The sequence below is a fragment of the Pseudomonas sp. NY15354 genome (assembly GCF_048068075.1).
Lineage (GTDB): Bacteria > Pseudomonadota > Gammaproteobacteria > Pseudomonadales > Pseudomonadaceae > Aquipseudomonas > Aquipseudomonas guariconensis_C.
This window is the reverse complement of sequence record NZ_JBLUPV010000029.1, coordinates 15,309-31,675: the sequence shown is the minus strand read 5'-3', so window position 1 is coordinate 31,675 and position 16,367 is coordinate 15,309. Positions and strand designations below refer to the sequence as shown.

At 65.0% G+C, this 16,367-nt stretch carries 14 protein-coding genes; 8 read left to right on the top strand and 6 right to left on the bottom strand.

The annotated features are described in order from the left end of the window. Position 1: 1 nt before the first annotated feature. The 4 genes from ACNFCH_RS21250 to ACNFCH_RS21235 all read left to right on the top strand — a co-directional run bounded on the left by ACNFCH_RS21250 (position 2) and on the right by ACNFCH_RS21235 (position 5,132). Positions 2-1,696 carry a hypothetical protein gene (locus tag ACNFCH_RS21250; RefSeq protein ID WP_337159041.1) on the top strand — a complete coding sequence of 565 codons (1,695 nt, stop codon included), beginning with the start codon at positions 2-4 and terminating at the stop codon, positions 1,694-1,696. Positions 1,697-1,698: 2 nt separating this feature from the next. Next, a complete protein-coding gene (locus ACNFCH_RS21245; protein WP_416743637.1) occupies positions 1,699-2,394 on the top strand; it encodes a DUF3726 domain-containing protein in 696 nt (231 codons plus the stop codon). A 30-nt stretch (positions 2,395-2,424) separates the two neighbouring features. After that, positions 2,425-2,796: a RidA family protein gene (locus tag ACNFCH_RS21240; RefSeq protein WP_416743635.1), complete on the top strand. Its 372-nt coding sequence runs from the start codon at positions 2,425-2,427 to the stop codon at positions 2,794-2,796. A gap of 419 nt (positions 2,797-3,215) precedes the next feature. Then, positions 3,216-5,132, top strand: coding sequence for a tyrosine-protein phosphatase (locus tag ACNFCH_RS21235; RefSeq protein ID WP_416743633.1), 1,917 nt, complete (start codon positions 3,216-3,218; stop codon positions 5,130-5,132). 129 nt (positions 5,133-5,261) lie between these two features. Here the strand turns inward: ACNFCH_RS21235 and ACNFCH_RS21230 are convergent, their stop codons facing one another. After that, the gene (locus ACNFCH_RS21230; RefSeq protein ID WP_416743630.1) at positions 5,262-6,233 is read right to left on the bottom strand and encodes an AraC family transcriptional regulator; all 972 of its coding nucleotides are present in this window, start codon (positions 6,231-6,233) and stop codon (positions 5,262-5,264) included. 458 nt (positions 6,234-6,691) lie between these two features. Here ACNFCH_RS21230 and nhaA point away from each other — a divergent pair, with 458 nt between their 5' ends. Together nhaA and ACNFCH_RS21220 are read left to right on the top strand one after the other, a co-directional pair. Then, complete coding sequence (gene nhaA, locus ACNFCH_RS21225) at positions 6,692-7,891, top strand: Na+/H+ antiporter NhaA (protein WP_416743628.1); 1,200 nt, start codon at positions 6,692-6,694, stop codon at positions 7,889-7,891. Between the two features lie 117 nt (positions 7,892-8,008). Further along, the gene (locus ACNFCH_RS21220; protein ID WP_337159047.1) at positions 8,009-9,130 is read left to right on the top strand and encodes a mechanosensitive ion channel family protein; all 1,122 of its coding nucleotides are present in this window, start codon (positions 8,009-8,011) and stop codon (positions 9,128-9,130) included. Here the strand turns inward: ACNFCH_RS21220 and ACNFCH_RS21215 are convergent. Both ACNFCH_RS21215 and ACNFCH_RS21210 read right to left on the bottom strand, forming a co-directional pair. Further along, positions 9,114-9,587: a nuclear transport factor 2 family protein gene (locus tag ACNFCH_RS21215; protein ID WP_337159048.1), complete on the bottom strand. Its 474-nt coding sequence runs from the start codon at positions 9,585-9,587 to the stop codon at positions 9,114-9,116. The genes ACNFCH_RS21220 and ACNFCH_RS21215 overlap by 17 nt on opposite strands. A gap of 25 nt (positions 9,588-9,612) precedes the next feature. Beyond that, complete coding sequence (locus tag ACNFCH_RS21210; RefSeq protein WP_337159049.1) at positions 9,613-10,389, bottom strand: SDR family NAD(P)-dependent oxidoreductase; 777 nt, start codon at positions 10,387-10,389, stop codon at positions 9,613-9,615. A gap of 261 nt (positions 10,390-10,650) precedes the next feature. Between ACNFCH_RS21210 and ACNFCH_RS21205 the strand changes: the two genes are divergently transcribed. After that, positions 10,651-11,490 carry a 5'-nucleotidase, lipoprotein e(P4) family gene (locus ACNFCH_RS21205; RefSeq protein WP_416743625.1) on the top strand — a complete coding sequence of 280 codons (840 nt, stop codon included), beginning with the start codon at positions 10,651-10,653 and terminating at the stop codon, positions 11,488-11,490. A gap of 6 nt (positions 11,491-11,496) precedes the next feature. On the opposite strand, the gene ACNFCH_RS21200 is transcribed toward ACNFCH_RS21205, so the two are convergent. Then, positions 11,497-12,285, bottom strand: coding sequence for an SDR family NAD(P)-dependent oxidoreductase (locus ACNFCH_RS21200; RefSeq protein ID WP_416743623.1), 789 nt, complete (start codon positions 12,283-12,285; stop codon positions 11,497-11,499). Between the two features lie 223 nt (positions 12,286-12,508). Between ACNFCH_RS21200 and ACNFCH_RS21195 the strand changes: the two genes are divergently transcribed. Next, positions 12,509-13,333: an SDR family NAD(P)-dependent oxidoreductase gene (locus ACNFCH_RS21195; RefSeq protein WP_416743621.1), complete on the top strand. Its 825-nt coding sequence runs from the start codon at positions 12,509-12,511 to the stop codon at positions 13,331-13,333. Between the two features lie 52 nt (positions 13,334-13,385). Here the strand turns inward: ACNFCH_RS21195 and nirD are convergent, their stop codons facing one another. Next, positions 13,386-13,724: a nitrite reductase small subunit NirD gene (nirD, locus tag ACNFCH_RS21190; RefSeq protein WP_196165282.1), complete on the bottom strand. Its 339-nt coding sequence runs from the start codon at positions 13,722-13,724 to the stop codon at positions 13,386-13,388. Further along, positions 13,724-16,288: a nitrite reductase large subunit NirB gene (nirB, locus tag ACNFCH_RS21185; RefSeq protein ID WP_416743619.1), complete on the bottom strand. Its 2,565-nt coding sequence runs from the start codon at positions 16,286-16,288 to the stop codon at positions 13,724-13,726. Before nirB ends, nirD begins: the two co-directional genes overlap by 1 nt. Between the last annotated feature and the right edge of the window lie 79 nt (positions 16,289-16,367).

Here is a 16,367-nt window from a genome sequence, read left to right as displayed (position 1 = left end):
AATGTCCAACACCGTGCTTGCCACCCCCGTGCTGCGCCCTGCCGACCAGGTCATGGACCTGGCCCGGCTGGGCAGCCACTTCCAGAGCCCGTTGAGCTTCGTGCGCAGCAGCATGCGGCGGATGATGAACCAGCGCTGGCAGATCCAGCGCAGCCGCTTCGACCTCGATGGCGAAGGCTTCGGCACCGCCCTCTACCGCATCGACACGCCGCACGCCCATTACCACTGCGTGATCTTCTCGGCCTACCTGCCGCCGGAAAAACGCAGCGACCGGGTGATCGCCGACCAGTGGGACGTCACCTTCGTGCTGGTGGCGGGCGACGTCGACGCGGCGCAACTGGCCGACCTTGCGCGCAATGTGCCGTTGCAGGAGGCCGGGCGCTTCGATGCCCGCGTGCTGGTGTTGTCCCGGGCCAACCGCAGCCTGCGCAACTTCGACCGGTTCCTGGCGGCGCTGGCCGAAGGTCAGCAGCCCGACCCACATCAACTGGCCGAAGTCGGCTACCTCTATCGCACCACCGCCGTGTACGGCAATGGCAAGTTCGGCATCGCGGATTTCGGCTGCCTGCAAGGCAACCCGGACTTCAACCAGCCGTTCAGCGCGCAAATGTTCACGGTCTACCTGCTGCGCCATTTCAGCATCGAGCAGATCGAACACATGGCCCGCGCGCTCAACCCACAACGGGCGGTGCGGCTGGCCCCGGCGCTGCAACGCTACCTGGGCGTCGGCAATGCCACCGGGCTGGGCATGGCGCCGTTCCTGATCAATCACCCGCAATTGGTGGAGCGCTGGATCAGCACGCGGGAAACCGCCCTGGCGCAGGTCCTGGCCCAGCCGGCCGAGCCCGTGCACCTGGCACGCCTGCAAGGGTTGCTGACCCGCGCCCACCTGCACCTGAGCCAGACCCAGACCGAAGATGTGCGCCAGCATGAACAGAACCTGCGCACCCTCGCCGAGTTGTCGGCGTTGGCCGACTGGCTCGGCGGCCAGCCTGCTGGCGACGACCTCTGGCCGCGTCTGCAGGCCTGGAGCGAAGCCCATACCGGGCTGGGTTGCCAGGAGCTGCTGGTGAGTTTGCTGCTGGAGCTGTATCCCGATCAGGTCACGCCGCTGGCCGAGCAGATGGGTGTGGTCGAAGGCCTGCGCCTGGATGCCCAGATGCCCCTTGCGCAACTGCGTGAACTCATCGAACGGCAATTTGCCTGGGCCCTGGCCTACGACTTCGGCCACGTCGAAGCCGAGCATTTCTTCTGGTACCGCTCGGCCGAAAAAGAAGAACCGCGCCTGGGCATGCGCGCCGAGGAGCCGGGCGCCGAAAAAGAGATGCAACTGGGCATCGCCCGCAATATCCAGCGTTGCCATACGGCGCTGCTCGAGCATCTGCGCGAGCAGCCCCAGGCCCTGACCGCGCACTTTCTCATCGCCCAACCGGCGTTCAAGGGCACCGTGCGCCGCCTGCAGGGCATGGCGCAAAGCGCCTATGGCGAGATCCGCGCCAACCTGCTGGCCCAGGACATGCTGCCGATCCACCTGCTGCGCTGCAAACTGGCGTTCTTCGGCGCGGGTAAGTTCGACCCCAAGTCCAGCCGCTGGGTGCGCATCACGCTGTTCCAGGGCGCGCCGCTGGTCAGTGACATCGGCCAGCCGTTCGAGGACGACTGGAACTTCGCGGTGATGCCGCAGGGAGGGCTGTGACCATGCGCGTATCGCTCAACGAAATCCAGGTGATGTGCCGCAAGGCCTTCGAAGGCATGGGCTTTGCCGCCGGTGACTGCGAGGACGCCGCCGAATTGGTGGGCTGGTTGCACCTGCAAGGGCTGGACGGCGTCGGCACATTGGAAAAGGCTCTGGACTACCTGCAACGCGAAGCCGAGCAGCCGTTCACCCTGTGCTATGAAGACAGCGCCCTGCTGGTGATCGATGCCAAGGGCCAGAGCGTGCTGCGCTGCGCCGCGACCGTGGTGGAGCTGGCGCTGGGCAAGGCCCTGCGCAGCGGTCAGGCGGTGCTGCGCATCCACCACTGCCACAACCGCTTGCTGTTGCTGGGCTACCTGAGCCGGGCGGCCGAGCTGGGGTTGCAGGTCCAGGCCCGCTGGGACGATGCACGCCAGCGCCATGTGGCCAGCTTCGTCGCTGGCGCCAACCACCCTCAACTGCACAGCGACGCGCCGCCCGGCGCCGGGGAAGCGATCGAGCAGAGCATCACCGTGCTGTTCAGCCGGACGGCCCGGGCCATCGCGCCGGTCGCCGCGACGCACAGCCTCCTCAACCAAGGCTTCACGGTCAGCGAACCCACCTGGCGACGGCTCAAGCAGATGGCCGATCACATCCTCGTCGAAAGCACCGAAGCCTCCCGCCGCCATGGCGCGGGCGGCGGCAGCGATGCCGACTGAACCTCTTGCGGACATTCAGGAATCCACCTCATGAAACATGCGATCAAGACCCAGCTGTTTGCCTCCAAGGCCCCGCTGGAATGGGCCGTCGTCGGCAACGGCACGCTGTACACCGCGCAGATCCCGATCGACGCCCAGGGCCAGGTGGTCCCTGGCGGCATCGAGGCCCAGACCCGCCAGACCCTGGACAACCTGCGTCACACCCTGGAAGCGGCCGGCAGCTCGCTGGACGCGGTGACCCAGGTGCTGATCTATGTCACCGACCGCAGCTACCTGGCCACGGTCAACAGCCTGTACACCGACTACTTCCAGGCGCCCTACCCCAACCGCGCAGCCATGGTGGTGGCCGGTTTGGCCCGGGAAGAAATGCTGGTGGAACTGGTGGTCTACGCCTGCGTGTAAACCCGCCTGCATGGTGATACGCAAGCCTTGAGGCGGTGCGATCCCGGTGGGAGATTCCAGGAGGCTGGACAAGCTCGAATCGCCTTCGGTTGGTATTTCTCAACACTTTTCAATCGTGCACCTACCCGCCTTGGCGCAGCTTGCTTCGTGGGGTTTACCCGCGAAGCAGGCTGCGCAGTAAATGGCACCGGCTTTGCCGGTGTTCGCGGGTGAACCCGCTCCTACAGGGATGGCGCAAGTCGTGAGAGCGGCCCGGCGGAGCACGGCTGACCAGCGGCAAGAAGGCTTTCGATAGACAGATCGCGCACCCCACGGACCGATCGCGCACTCATCGTCATTGATCGGGGCCTGTGCAATATCGCAGCCCAACGATCGCGCTAATAGTTGCTAGCCCACTCCACAACAACGAGGCTAGCCCCGTGTATCCACGCGTCCTGTGTTCCCTGTCCCTGCTCACCCTCGCCGTTTCCGCCGCCCAAGGCGCCGATGCGCTCAATACCCCGCGCCTGGCGGGCATGGACAACTTCCGCGACATTGCCGGCACCACCACCGCATACAGCACCGCCCACAACGGCACCATGCGCGCCGGGGTGTTCTACCGCACCAACGCCGTGACCCCGACCGACGCGGACATGGCCACGCTCACCAGCCTGAACATCGGCAAAGTATTCGACCTGCGCACCCCCAACGAGATCGCCGCCACGCCCGACCGCCTGGCGCCTGGCATGAGCTACCAGAACATCGACATCATCGGCGCCACCACCTCGGGGGTGGACATCACCAACACCACGTTCCACAACGCCGACGAGGCGATCGCCATGATGAAGGAGACCAACCGCGCCTTCGTCTACGACGCGGGCATGCGCAGTCAATACACCGTGCTGTTCAACGAACTGGCCGGTGCCGAAGGCGCAGCGCTGTTCCATTGCACCGCCGGCAAGGATCGCACCGGCTGGACCGCCGCCGTGCTGCAGAGCATCGCTGGCGTAGACGACGCCACCATCATGGCCAACTACCTGGCCACCAACGACTACACGGCCGACCGCATCGCCGCGACGCTGGCGTCCCTGCCGCCGAACCTGGCCGCCATCTATGGGCCGATGATCCGCGTGGATGCCAGCTACCTGCAGGCCGGGCTCGATGAGGTCAAGGCGCGCTACGGCACCATGGACAACTACCTCAAGCAGGGCCTGGGCCTGTCCCAGGAAACCCTCTACGTGTTGCGCGGCAAGATGGTCCGCTACAACAGCCTGCCCGGCCAGGCCGGCCTGCAAGGCAACGCCGCCGCTGGCGCTCGCCTGTTGCAGGATCTGCAGGACAGCCCGCTCTCGGGCACCTACAGCGCCTACAACTACTACCTGCAGTCGGCCATCGACGCCGGCACCCTGGGAGGCGTGGAATCCACCGTCGGCGGCCAGGTGCATGCGGACGCGGCCAGCTACCTGCTGCGCCAGGACATGATGATCGACCAGGCTGCGGCACCCTTCGCCAGCGGCACCGACCTCAAGCCCGGCCAGACGCGTCTGTGGAGTACCGCCTTGGCCGGCTATGTGGGCACCGATGGCTCATCCCATGCCCAGAGCAGCAACGAGCACAGCCAAGGCCTGATGATCGGCGTGACCCAGCGCTTTTCCGAACAGCTCAGCGCCCATGCAGGCTTCGGCTACAGCAACGGCAACGTCGGCGGCGCGGGTGGCGAGGCAGACACCGACCTGACCTTCCTCAGTGCTGGCGCCCGCTTTGCCCCCGGCAGCCTGGAGCAAGGGCTGTTCATCGATGCCAAGGCCAGCGCCGGCTGGTTCGACTATGAAAGCAAGCGCGACCTGGGCGGCGGCCTGGGCCGGGCCAAGGGCGACAGCCACGGCAACCTGACCGGGGCAAGCGTCGCGTTGGGCTATCGCCTGAACAGCGGCGCCCTGGTGCTGGAGCCAAGCCTGGGCATGCGGGTCAGTCATGTGGACCTGTCGGGGTTCACTGAAAAAGGCAGCGAGCTGGCCCTGGACGTCGACGGCATCCAGCAGACCCGACGCAGCGCCTTTGCCAATCTGCAGGTGAATCTGGCGCCAACGCGGCTGGACAGTGGCTGGCAACTGGTGCCGGGTTTCTCGGCGGGCTATGAGCATGTGCTGGGGGACCATCAGGTCGACAGCGAAGGCCATCTGCTGGGGCTGGATATCGAACAACGCGCGGCGTTCGACAACCGCGACCAGTTCACCGGCGGGGTCAACCTCATGGCCAACCTGGGCGCGTTCAGCGTGGGGGGTGAAGTGGCAGCCATGGGCGGGGGTGACAGCCATGGGGTGAGCGGCAGCCTGAAAGCCAGCTACGCGTTCTGAGGCCCCTGGGGGGCAACTGTCTTGCTCGGTGGTGCCTTCTTCGCGGGTAAACCCGCTCCTACAGGTACAGCGGTGCTTTTGAAAGCAGCGTAAAACCTGCGGGTTTACCCGCGAATAGGCCAACGGGACTTACAAGCCTCGCCGCACTTGGGCGGGGCTCACGCCATAGGCCTGCTGGAAGTACTGCGAAAACCGCCCGGCGTTGCTGAATCCATGACGCAACGCCACCTCCGACACCGAGCCGGACTCCCCACGTGCCAAGGTTTCATAGGCCCGCTCCAGGCGTACCTGACGTTGATAGTCGACGATCGATGCCCCCACGAACCGCTTGAACCCCTGCTGCAGGGCCCGCAGGCTGACACTGGCCAGCGCTGCCAGCTCGGTGCCACTGATCAGGCTATGGGGATTGGCGCGAATGTAGTCCATGGCCAACTTCACATGACGTGGCGCGATCTGCGGCGAGGGCCGGCGCAGGGCTTCGCTGTGGTTGTGCGGCCAGGCCTCGAGCACTGCGTCGATGAGCATTTCCTGCAAACGCACCGGCATCAGCACGCCCGCATGGATCAACTGGTCGAACTCGCTGCCGGTGGCCAGCTCGAGCAAGGCGCGAATGCCTTGGAACGCCGCGACGCCCAGGTCCACCACCGGTTCGAAGCGCACCGGCTGCAACACCGGGCGGCCCAACAGGATCGCCAACCGCTCGGTGATCAACCCCCGGTGGATCGACATGCCGCACTGGGCATGGTCCTCGGCAAACCGCAGCGCCTGGAGCGAGCGCTTGTCGATGGCCAGGCCCAGACCGGGTCGACCGGAGGTTTCGCCGCCGTGCTCGAAGACCACCTTGCCCGCACTGGGCAGCACAAAAGTGATCTCGTCCTGGGGGTCGCCGAAGGTAATGCAGCAATCGCCCCGGTAGTGCATGCGGCGAAAGCTGACGCCTTCGTGACGCCCATACACGCCACTGATGACGATGTCGTCCGACAGTGCCAACGAGTCGGCATAGAGGTTGTCGAACATACGCGAGAACAACGCGCCGAACGTGTCGCTGCGCATGTCCTCGGAGCGGAGGATGATCTGTTTGCGGGGCGTGCCGGAATACACCAGTGGTCACCTTCTTGTTGTTTGGACGCAAGCGCGCCTGGACCTTACCAAGGGCGCATGACAGCGACGTGACCTGCTCCTTTCGCCGCCGCGTGCCACCGGCGAACGAGCGAAACCAAACGCCACGGCAACATTTCGAAGTAAATTCCTACAGAAAATAGCGAATTACACCCGTAGAATTGTCGCCTGGCGTGTGCTGCGTGCGCCCGGGAGCCTTCCCGAATACGGAGAACATTCATTTGTTTTCCGAGAGCTATTTTCATGTTGCACGCAGCCTCCAAACCTTTTTGGCGTTTCCCGTCCCGTTTTTTCTCGGCCGGGGTTTCCCAGCGCCATCTTCCCTTCTTCCCATCCTTTGCTGCAGTGGCCCGGAACGTCCGGGGCCATCGTTTCGTTGTGTCCGCCTTCCGACGCGCCGCTGCCCTCGCGAAGGTGACGTCATGAACGAGGACTCCCGAATGAATGCACCTGTGCCCACCCTTGCGCGGCCATCGCTGCTGCAGCGCCTGCTGACCAGCGAGGCCGCTGGCGGCGTGCTACTGATGATCACCGCAGCCCTGGCCATCTTTCTTGCCAACAGCCCCTGGGCCAGCGCCTACCAGCACCTGTTGCACCTGCCCGTAGGGCCCACGCTGAGCGACAAGCTTGGCCCGATGACCGTTCACCTTTGGATCAACGACGGATTGATGGCGGTGTTCTTCCTGCTGGTGGGGCTTGAGATCAAGCGCGAGCTGGTCGATGGCCGCCTGGCCACCTGGGAGCAACGCCGCCTGCCTGCATTGCCGGCCCTGATGGGCATGGCGGTGCCGGCGCTGATCTACCTGGTGGTCTCGCGCAGCGAGCCGGGCCTTGCCAGTGGCTGGGCGATCCCGGCGGCCACGGACATCGCCTTCGCCGTCGGCGCCTTGGCGCTGCTGGGCCGGCACGCACCGCTGTCGCTGAAGGTGATGCTGGTCTCGGTGGCGATCATCGACGACATGGGCGCCGTGGCGATCATCGCGCTGTTCTACACCTCGTCGATCAACCTGCTGGCCCTGGCCGCGGCGGGCGGGATCATCCTCGTGCTGCTGGCGTTCAATCGCCTGCGCGTGGTGTCGCTGTGGCCATACCTGCTGGGCGTCGCGGCGCTGTGGTACGTCACCCTGCTCTCGGGCGTGCACGCCACCATCGCCGGCGTGGTCGGTGCGCTGCTGATTCCCTACAGCGCAGGCGGCAAGCAGGACAGCGCCAGCCCGCTGCTCACGCTCGAGCACGCCCTGGCGCCTTGGGTCGCGTTCCTGATCGTGCCGGCCTTCGGCTTTGCCAACGCGGGGGTCGCCTTCAGCCACCTGAGCCTGAGCGATGTATTCGCCCCGCTGCCGCTGGCCATCGCCCTGGGGTTGCTGCTGGGCAAGCAGTTGGGGGTGTTCGCAGGCGTGCTGCTGGCAGTCAAGACCGGCCTTGCGGCCAAGCCACGTGGGGCCAGCTGGCTGCAGATCTATGGCGTGGCGATGCTGTGCGGCATTGGCTTCACCATGAGCCTGTTCATCGGCGAACTCGCCTTCCCGGGGCAGCCTGATCGTATCGACGAGGCCAAGATCGGCATCCTGCTCGGCTCGCTGGTGTCGGCCCTCATCGCCTGCGCCATCCTGCGCTTCGCGCCCAAACCCAAGGCCTGAAGCGCGAGGGTAACGTGCGAACCGTTCGTCGAGGTCCGCACACACCCGGTCCAACCCCCGATGCCAATGCCCTTCTAACGAGCACGTGTCTATCACTGCCTGGGAGGGCAAACGACGATGAACGAACGATTCCTCGAATCGCTGACGAACACGACGCTCTTTGGCATCTCCGTGCTCAACCTGATGCTGGCCCTGGGGGTCAGCATCGTCACTTTCCTTGTCGCCCGCTGGGCGATCAGCTTCGTCAAACGCCGGGTCGAGCATTGGTCCTCCCACGATGGGCATTTCGCCCAGGTCCTGGCCAAAGTGCTGGAAGGCACCAGCAACGTGCTGTTGCTGCTCGCCGCCCTGCTGGTGGGTCTGAGCGTACTGGACCTGCCCGAGCGCTGGCTGGATCGGGTCGGCAGCCTGTGGTTCGTGGTCGCCGCTCTGCAGATCGGGCTGTGGACCAACCGCGCCATCGCCCTGGGCCTTGCCCGTTACTTCGCTCGGCACAGCGCCGAGGGCTTCTACCAGGGCAGTGCCCTGGCCACCTTGTCGGCCTGGGGCGCGCGGGTGCTCTTGTGGTCGATGGTACTGCTGGCGATGCTGTCGAACCTGGGCGTGAACATCACCGCCTTCGTCGCCAGCCTCGGCGTGGGTGGTATCGCCGTGGCACTGGCGGTGCAGAACATCCTCGGCGACCTGTTCGCCTCCCTCTCCATTGCCGTGGACAAGCCGTTCGAGGTGGGCGATTTCATCGTCATCGGGCCGCTGGCCGGCACGGTCGAGCACATTGGCCTGAAGACCACACGCATTCGCAGCCTTGGCGGCGAGCAGATCGTCATGGCCAACGCCGGCATGATCAGCAGCACCATCCAGAACTACAAGCGCCTGCAGGAGCGGCGCATCGTCTTCGAATTCGGCCTGTCCTACGACACCCCCACCGAGGCGGTGAAAAAGGCGCCGGGCATCGTCGCACAGGTGATCAAGGCCCAGCACCAGGTGCGCTTCGACCGCGCGCACTTGCGCGGTTTCGGCAAGGAGTCGCTGGAGTTCGAATGCGTCTACATCGTGCTCGACCCTGGCTACAACCTGTACATGGACATCCAGCAGGCGATCAACTTCCAGTTGCTCGAACAGTTCGCCGGCATCGGTGCCAAGTTCGCCGTGCCGGCACGGGCAATCAAAGTGACCTCGCTGCCCCAGGCCTCGAACCAGATGGGCCATGAGGCCGGCGTGTTCAAGGCCAGGGACTGATCGGGCCAGGCTTGGGGCGCACCACTTCGAAGTGCCCGCGAAATACCGTTTCGACGATGCGCCACTGACCCGCCTCACGCCGGTAGCGGTCTTGGTAGAAGCCACCGAGCTGGCGGGTCACGCCGGTTTCGCCATCCCGGTTCTGGTAGTGCAAGGCCCAGCGCGCCTGGGCGTTGTCCGGGTCTTGATAGTCGATCTGCGGGTTGGCGGCATGGTGCAGGTCGATCACTCGGGGCACGCAGGCCAGCTCGCTGTACAGCGCCAGGAACGGCTCGCGGTCGTGAAAGACACCCAGCGGGCCGTAGTCGATCAGCACCGGCCCGTGCGCGAAGCAGTCGCGAATCGCCGCCACGTCCTTGAGGTCGCAGGCGTTGAGGTAGCGGTGCTTCAGCTCGCGGATGGCCTCCAGGGCTTCGAGGCGGGCGATACGTTGTTCGAGCGTCATTGCGTCTTGCATGAGGTTCTCCATGGAATGATTGCCACTAGACGCCGTACCCACCGTCCACCGACAACACTTGCCCGGTGGTGTAGAGCGCACGATTGGAGGCCAGGAAGGCGACCGCATCGGCCACCTCCGATGCCTGTCCCCAGCGCTTGAGGCAAAGGTTGCGCTGCACGGCATCGCGCCATTTGTCGTCGAAGGTGCCGTCCTGCCAGAGGCGCAGGAAAATGCCTGTCTCGATCACGCCGATGGCCACGCTGTTGGCGCGAACGCCGAAGCGCCCTTCCTCCTTGGCGATGCCCTGCAGCAGCGAATCGATGGCCGCCTTGGGCGCGACCGACAGCACGTCGCCTTCAGGCCAGCGGTGCATCCCCGCCGAACTCACATGCACATAGGAACCGCCACCCTGGGCCTTCAGGTGAGGCAACGTGGCCTGGACGATGGCGAAAAAGCCATTGAGGTCGGCATCGATCACCGCGCGCCACTGCGCTACATCCAGATCACGGATCGGGGGTTGGGTGATGTCGGAACCCGCAGCGATCACCACCGTGTGGATGCGCCCCTGGGCGAGGATGGCCTCGAGCGTGCGCTGCACGCCGTCCAGATCGCTCATCGACAACTGCCAGGCCTGGGCGCGTTGCCCTTGGGCCTGCACGGCCGCGACCACCTGGGCGGCACGCGCTTCGTTGCGGTGATAGGTCAGCACCACATCCGAGCCGAGCTCGGCGAAACGGCTGCAGATGGCCTCGCCTGCGCCACCGCTGCCGCCAATGACCAGGACCGCACCTTCGGGAAATTCCTTGCGTTGGGTCGTCACAGTGAATGCCTTTGTTGTTTTTGTGGCGGATAGTCCCGTGAAAGCTACCGCCATCAAAAAACCCTGCGCACCCTCCATTCGGACTACCCCGCCATACCGCCCTCGCCTCTGGCAACCTTTCAAGGAAGCGACCCAACACCTGACGACGCAGCGTCAGGTTGCTACACAATTGCGTCACCCCGATTGAGGCCGCCGTCCGGCTTGTGGTACGAGATTCCCACGCCCGCCGACCCGCAGCGGGTGAGACAAGGAACCTCGTACATGCCCACGCCAAGAACAATAATCGCCGCCACCGCACTCGTGCTCGCCGCGCCCTTCCAATTGGCGCTCGCCGATACCGCCCCAGCCAAGCCCAACCTGCTGACCGCCGCCGTCGCCTGGCGTCAGACCGCCGCCGAGTACCGTGCGCTGTACTACCAAGGTTTCAACCTGGCCAAGCTGCGCCTGGACCAGGCCCTGGCCGAGCGCAAGCCCGGCGCCAAGCCCGGCGCCAAGCCACCGGCGATCATCAGCGACCTGGACGACACGATCCTCAGCAGCAACACCTACTGGGGCGCGCTGATGAACGAGGACAAAGACTTCTTCGACGACGCACTCTGGGACCGCTGGGTCGCCGCCAACGGCCCGACCCTGACGCCAGGCGCGCTGGCGTTTCTCGAGTACGCCAAGTCCAAGGGCGTGGAGATTTTCTATGTATCCAGCCGCGACCAGGGCGACAAGACCGATGAGTACGCGCTCAACAACCTGCGTGCGCTGAAGGTGCCCTTCGCCGACAAGGAACACGTGACCATCCTGCGCGAAAGCTCCAACAAGGAGCCCGCGCAGAAGGCCGTGGCCGAGCACCACGACGTGCTGCTGATGCTGGGCGACAACCTCAACGACTTCAAGCGTCGCTACTACGTCGACGATGTCCAGCAGCGCGCTACGTTGCTCGACGAGGATCGTGCCCAGTTCGGCGATAAGTTCATCGTCTTTCCCAACCCCACCGACGGGCACTGGATGAAGGCGATCTTCGGCGAGTCCGAGCCTGCCGACACCCCCGAGAACCGAGCCAAGTTCCGCGCGGCAGCGGCCTCGGGCGCCTGGAAAGCCAAGCCGTAGACGCCGTCAGACCATACCGGTCGCCGCGGCGTAGACCTCGCCCAGCGAAGGGTTGCGCCGCAGCGTCTGGCCACCGCTGACATGGATGACCTGGCCGGTGACGAAGCTCGACTCATCACCGGCCAGCCACAGCGCGGCATCGGCCACTTCCGCCGCCACGCCGCTGCGCTGCAACGGGATCTCGCGGTGATACAGCGCCGCGATGGCTGGGTGCTGCAACCCACCGCCGGACATCGGTGCATCGGCCAACCCGCCGGGTGCAATGGAATTGGCCCGTATTCCCCGGTGCCCGAACTCATGGGCGATGCAACGCACCACATGGTCCATGCCGGCCTTGGTGCCCATGTAGGCCGCGTGGTCATCGAACATGATGCTGGCGGTGACCGAGGAGATCTGGATGATCGACCCGCCCTGGGGCATGTGCCGCAGCACGGCCTGGAAGTACTGGAAAGGCCCGGTGAACTGTACGGCGCTCATCCGATCCAGATCCTCCTGGCTGTGTTCCAGGAAGGGTTTGAGCAGCCCCCAACCAGTGGCATTGACACCGATATCCAGCCCTCCGAAGCGCTGCGCGCTCGAAGCGACGAGTGCGTCCACTTCGCTTTGCGAGATGATGTCGCAGACCTGCCATGGCACATCGAGGGCAGCGCCGACCGCCTCCAGCGCCTCGACTCGTCTTCCGGCGATCATCACCCTCGCCCCGTGCTCGACGTAGCGCCGGGCGATGGCCTCACCGACGTTGCCCGGCGCGACGCCGAGTACCAATGCTGCTTTACCTGCCAATCGTTGGGACATGGGTTTGGCTCACACAATGAAGGCCACCGGCCTGCCGATCAAAACGCGCAGCCCAGGTAATGCCCGGCGCGCAGAGGGTTCGAGGCTACGGCACGGCAATGCGCCGATGCCCCGTCCGAATGGACGATGCTAGGGCCCGACCTGTACGCCATGGTGGACACTGCGAACGACTCCAGGGGCAATGTTGCATGCGCCCATCCACCCTCCCGACAGAACTCTGAATATGACGACATCCATTCGTTTCGAAGGCGGTACCGCAGTCATTACCGGCGCGGCCAGTGGCATCGGCAGTGGGCTGGCGCGTCATGCGGCAAAGCTTGGCATGCAGGTCGTGTTGGCTGACCTCGATCTCGACAAGCTCAAAGCTGTCGCGCACGGGCTTCAGACCGAGACCCTGTGCGTACCGACCGATGTGCGCAAACCCGAAGCGCTCGAGGCGTTGGCCGATGCCACCTGGCAGCGTTTTGGCGGTGTCGACCTGTTGTTCAACAACGCCGGCATCATGGCGACGGGTTTCAGCTGGGAAATTTCACCGGAACGCTTCGAAAACAGCTTCGCGGTCAATGTCCATGGCGTGCTCAACGGCCTGCGCAGCTTCGTGCCGCGCATGCTCGAGCGCAACGTGCCAGCGCGCATCATCAACACCGCATCGGTGGGAGGCTTTTTAGCGAGCCCGCTGATGGCGCCCTACTCGGCGACGAAATTCGCCGTCGTCGCCCTGACCGAGTCGCTGCACGGCGAACTGAAGATGCTCGGGACGCCCGTGGGCGTGTCGCTGCTCGCGCCGGGGCCTGTGCGCAGCGGCATTTTCGACAACCCCTTTGGCGATGCACTCGACCGCCCCGAAGTGCGCGGGTTCGTCGACACGATGCGCCAGATGCTGGACGCCCATGGGCTGACCCCGGACCAGTTCGCCGAGCGCGTATTCGAAGGCATCCGGGAAGATCGCTACTGGCTCATTCCACAACCGCAGGTGCTCAATGACGCGCTGCAACGCCGTGTGGAAGACATCCTCGCCGGGCGCGACCCGGTGATGCCATCGCTCTGACACCCGCCGTGCGCACCGCCGAACACCTCAGTCGGTGCGCAACGCCCCTCTCTTATGAAAGGGAGATCTCCACGGCATCGCCGTTAAGGCGCACCGGCCACACTTTCAGGACCTGCTCCGGGTATTCCAGGCAGGTGCCGTCCTGCAGGCGAAAGTGCTGTTTGTACAAAGGCGCCGCGATGACCAGCTCGCCAGCCAAGTGACCGACGATGCCTCGAGCGATCACGTTGGCGCCCGACAGCGGGTCGCGATTCTCCACGGCAAACAGTTGCTCGTCCTCGGGCAGGTAGAACAGTGCCACCTGCACACCGTCCACCAGCGACACCACGCCGGAATTGGCCACCAGGTCGTCGCGCCCGCAGGCGATCTTCCAGCTGTCGATTAATCCCATCACACCACCTCCACTGCATTGATCACGTTGCGCTCGTCCACCGTCGCGGGGCGGATCTGCCCACGCTCCTTGAGGAAGTGGACATCCGGGTCGCCCCCTTTGGCGTTGACGAAGGTCCGCAGGCGTTTGAGTTTTTCCGGATCCTTCAGGGCATTGGCCCACTCGCACTCATAGCGATCGACCACCAGTTGCATCTGCGCCTCGAGCTCGGCAGCCAGGCCCAGGCTGTCGTCGATGATCACCGCCTTGAGGTAGTCCAGGCCGCCTTCGAGGCTTTCGCGCCATACCGAGGTGCGCTGCAGCTTGTCGGCGGTGCGGATGTAAAGCATCAGGAAGCGGTCGATGTAGCGGATCAGGGTCTGATCATCCAGGTCGGTGGCGAACAGTTCGGCATGGCGCGGGCGCATGCCGCCGTTGCCGGCGATGTAGAGGTTCCAGCCCTTCTCGGTGGCGATCACGCCGACGTCCTTGCTCTGCGCCTCGGCGCATTCGCGGGTGCAACCGGATACGGCGAACTTGAGCTTGTGCGGTGCGCGCAAGCCTTTGTAGCGGTGCTCGATCAGCAGCGCCATCTTCACGCTGTCCTGCACGCCATAACGGCACCAGGTGCTGCCCACGCAGCTCTTCACCGTGCGGGTGGACTTGCCATAGGCATGGCCGGTTTCGAAGCCGGCAGCGATCAGCTCGCTCCAGATATCCGGCAACTCATGCAGCTGCGCGCCAAACAGGTCTATGCGCTGGCCGCCGGTGATCTTGGTGTAGAGGTCGTACTTCTTCGCCACCGCGCCGATGGCCATCAGCCCGTCCGGGGTGATTTCGCCACCGGGAATGCGTGGCACCACCGAGTAGGTGCCGTTCTTCTGCATGTTGGCCATGAAGGTATCGTTGGTGTCCTGCAACGGCACCAGCCAGGGCTCCTGGATCGGCCGGTTCCAACAGGAGGCCAGGATCGAGCCCACTGCCGGTTTGCAGATATCGCAGCCGACCTGGCCTTTGCCGTGACGGGCCAACAGCGCTTCGAAGGTTTCGATGCCTTCGACGCGCACCAGCGAGTACAGCTCCTGGCGGGTATAGGCGAAGTGCTCGCACAGGCTTTTGTCGACGATCACGCCACGGGCGGTGAGTTCGTGTTCGAAGACTTGCTTGAGCAGGCCGACACAACCACCGCAACCGGTGGCGGCCTTGGTCTGGGCCTTGAGGCCTGCCAGGTCGCTGACACCGCTGTCGATAGCGCAGCAGATCGCGCCTTTGCTGACGTTGTGGCACGAGCAGACCGTCGCGGCGGCAGGCAGAGCCTCCACGCCCAAGGCTGGCGCGGCAGTGCCCTGGGGCAGAATCAACGACGCAGGGTCCGCCGGCAGCGTAATGCCGTTCTGCACGTATTGCAGCAAGGTGTCGTAGTAGCTGTTGTCGCCGACCAGCACCGCACCGAGCGCCTGCTTGCCGTCGGCGGAGACGACAAGGCGGCGGTAGGTGGAACTGGCCTCGTCGATGAAGCGGTAGCTGCGCGCATCGGGGGTGATGCCCTGGGCGTCGCCGATCGAGCCCACATCCACCCCCAGCAGTTTCAGCTTGGTGGACATGTCCGCGCCGAGGAACGGCTCGGCGCTGTCCTCGCTCAACCCCACCGCATCGCACAGTTGCGCGGCCACATTGCGGGCCATCTGATAGCCGGGCGCGACCAGGCCAAAGACGCTGCCGTTCCAGGCGGCGCATTCGCCAATGGCAAAGATGCGAGGGTCGCTGGTACGGCATTGGCTGTCGATGCAGATGCCGCCCCGGGCACCGATTGCCAGGTCGCAGTCTCTGGCCAGGCTGTCCTGGGGGCGGATGCCAGCGGAAAACACGATCAGGTCCGTCTCGAGAAACGCGTCATCGGCAAAATTCATCCGGTAGCGGTACTCGCTGCCCGGGGTGATGGACTGGGTGGCACGGGACAGATGTACGCCAACGCCCAGTGCTTCGATGCGTGCCTTGAGTGCCTGGCCCCCGAGGTCGTCCAGTTGCACCGGCATCAAGCGTGGCGCGAACTCCACGACATGGGCCTCCAGGCCAAGGGACTTGAGCGCGTTGGCCGCTTCCAGACCCAGCAGGCCGCCACCGACGACCACCCCGCGCCTGGCCGAGCGGGCGGCGGCGCGAATGGTGTCCAGGTCGGCCAAGGTCCGGTAGACCAGGCGCGCGTTGCCAGCGGCGCCTTCAATGGGTGGCACGAAGGGGTAGGAGCCGGTGGCCAGGACCAGCTGGTCATAGGGCATGCACCCCTGGGCGGTGATGACCTCGTTGCGGGCACGGTCGATCTCCAGCACGGGAACGCCCAGGTGCAGGGTCACGCCCGGGGTCTGGTACAGCGTCGCCTCGCCCAGGGCCAGGGATTCGGCATCGCGGCCGCCGAAATATTCCGAGAGGTGCACACGGTCATAGGCGCGTAGCGGCTCTTCGCTGAACACATGGATGCGGTGGTGCGCCAAGGCGCCCCGCGCCACCAGTTGCTCGACACAGTGATGGCCGACCATCCCGTTGCCAATCACGATCAGGGTTTGCAGTTCGTTCGCAGTGTTCATAGAGGCACCCGTCAAAGCCAATCCGGTTTGTTCGAAGCAAAAAAAAAGCGCCCGGAACCAAAAGGTTCCAGGCGCCTTT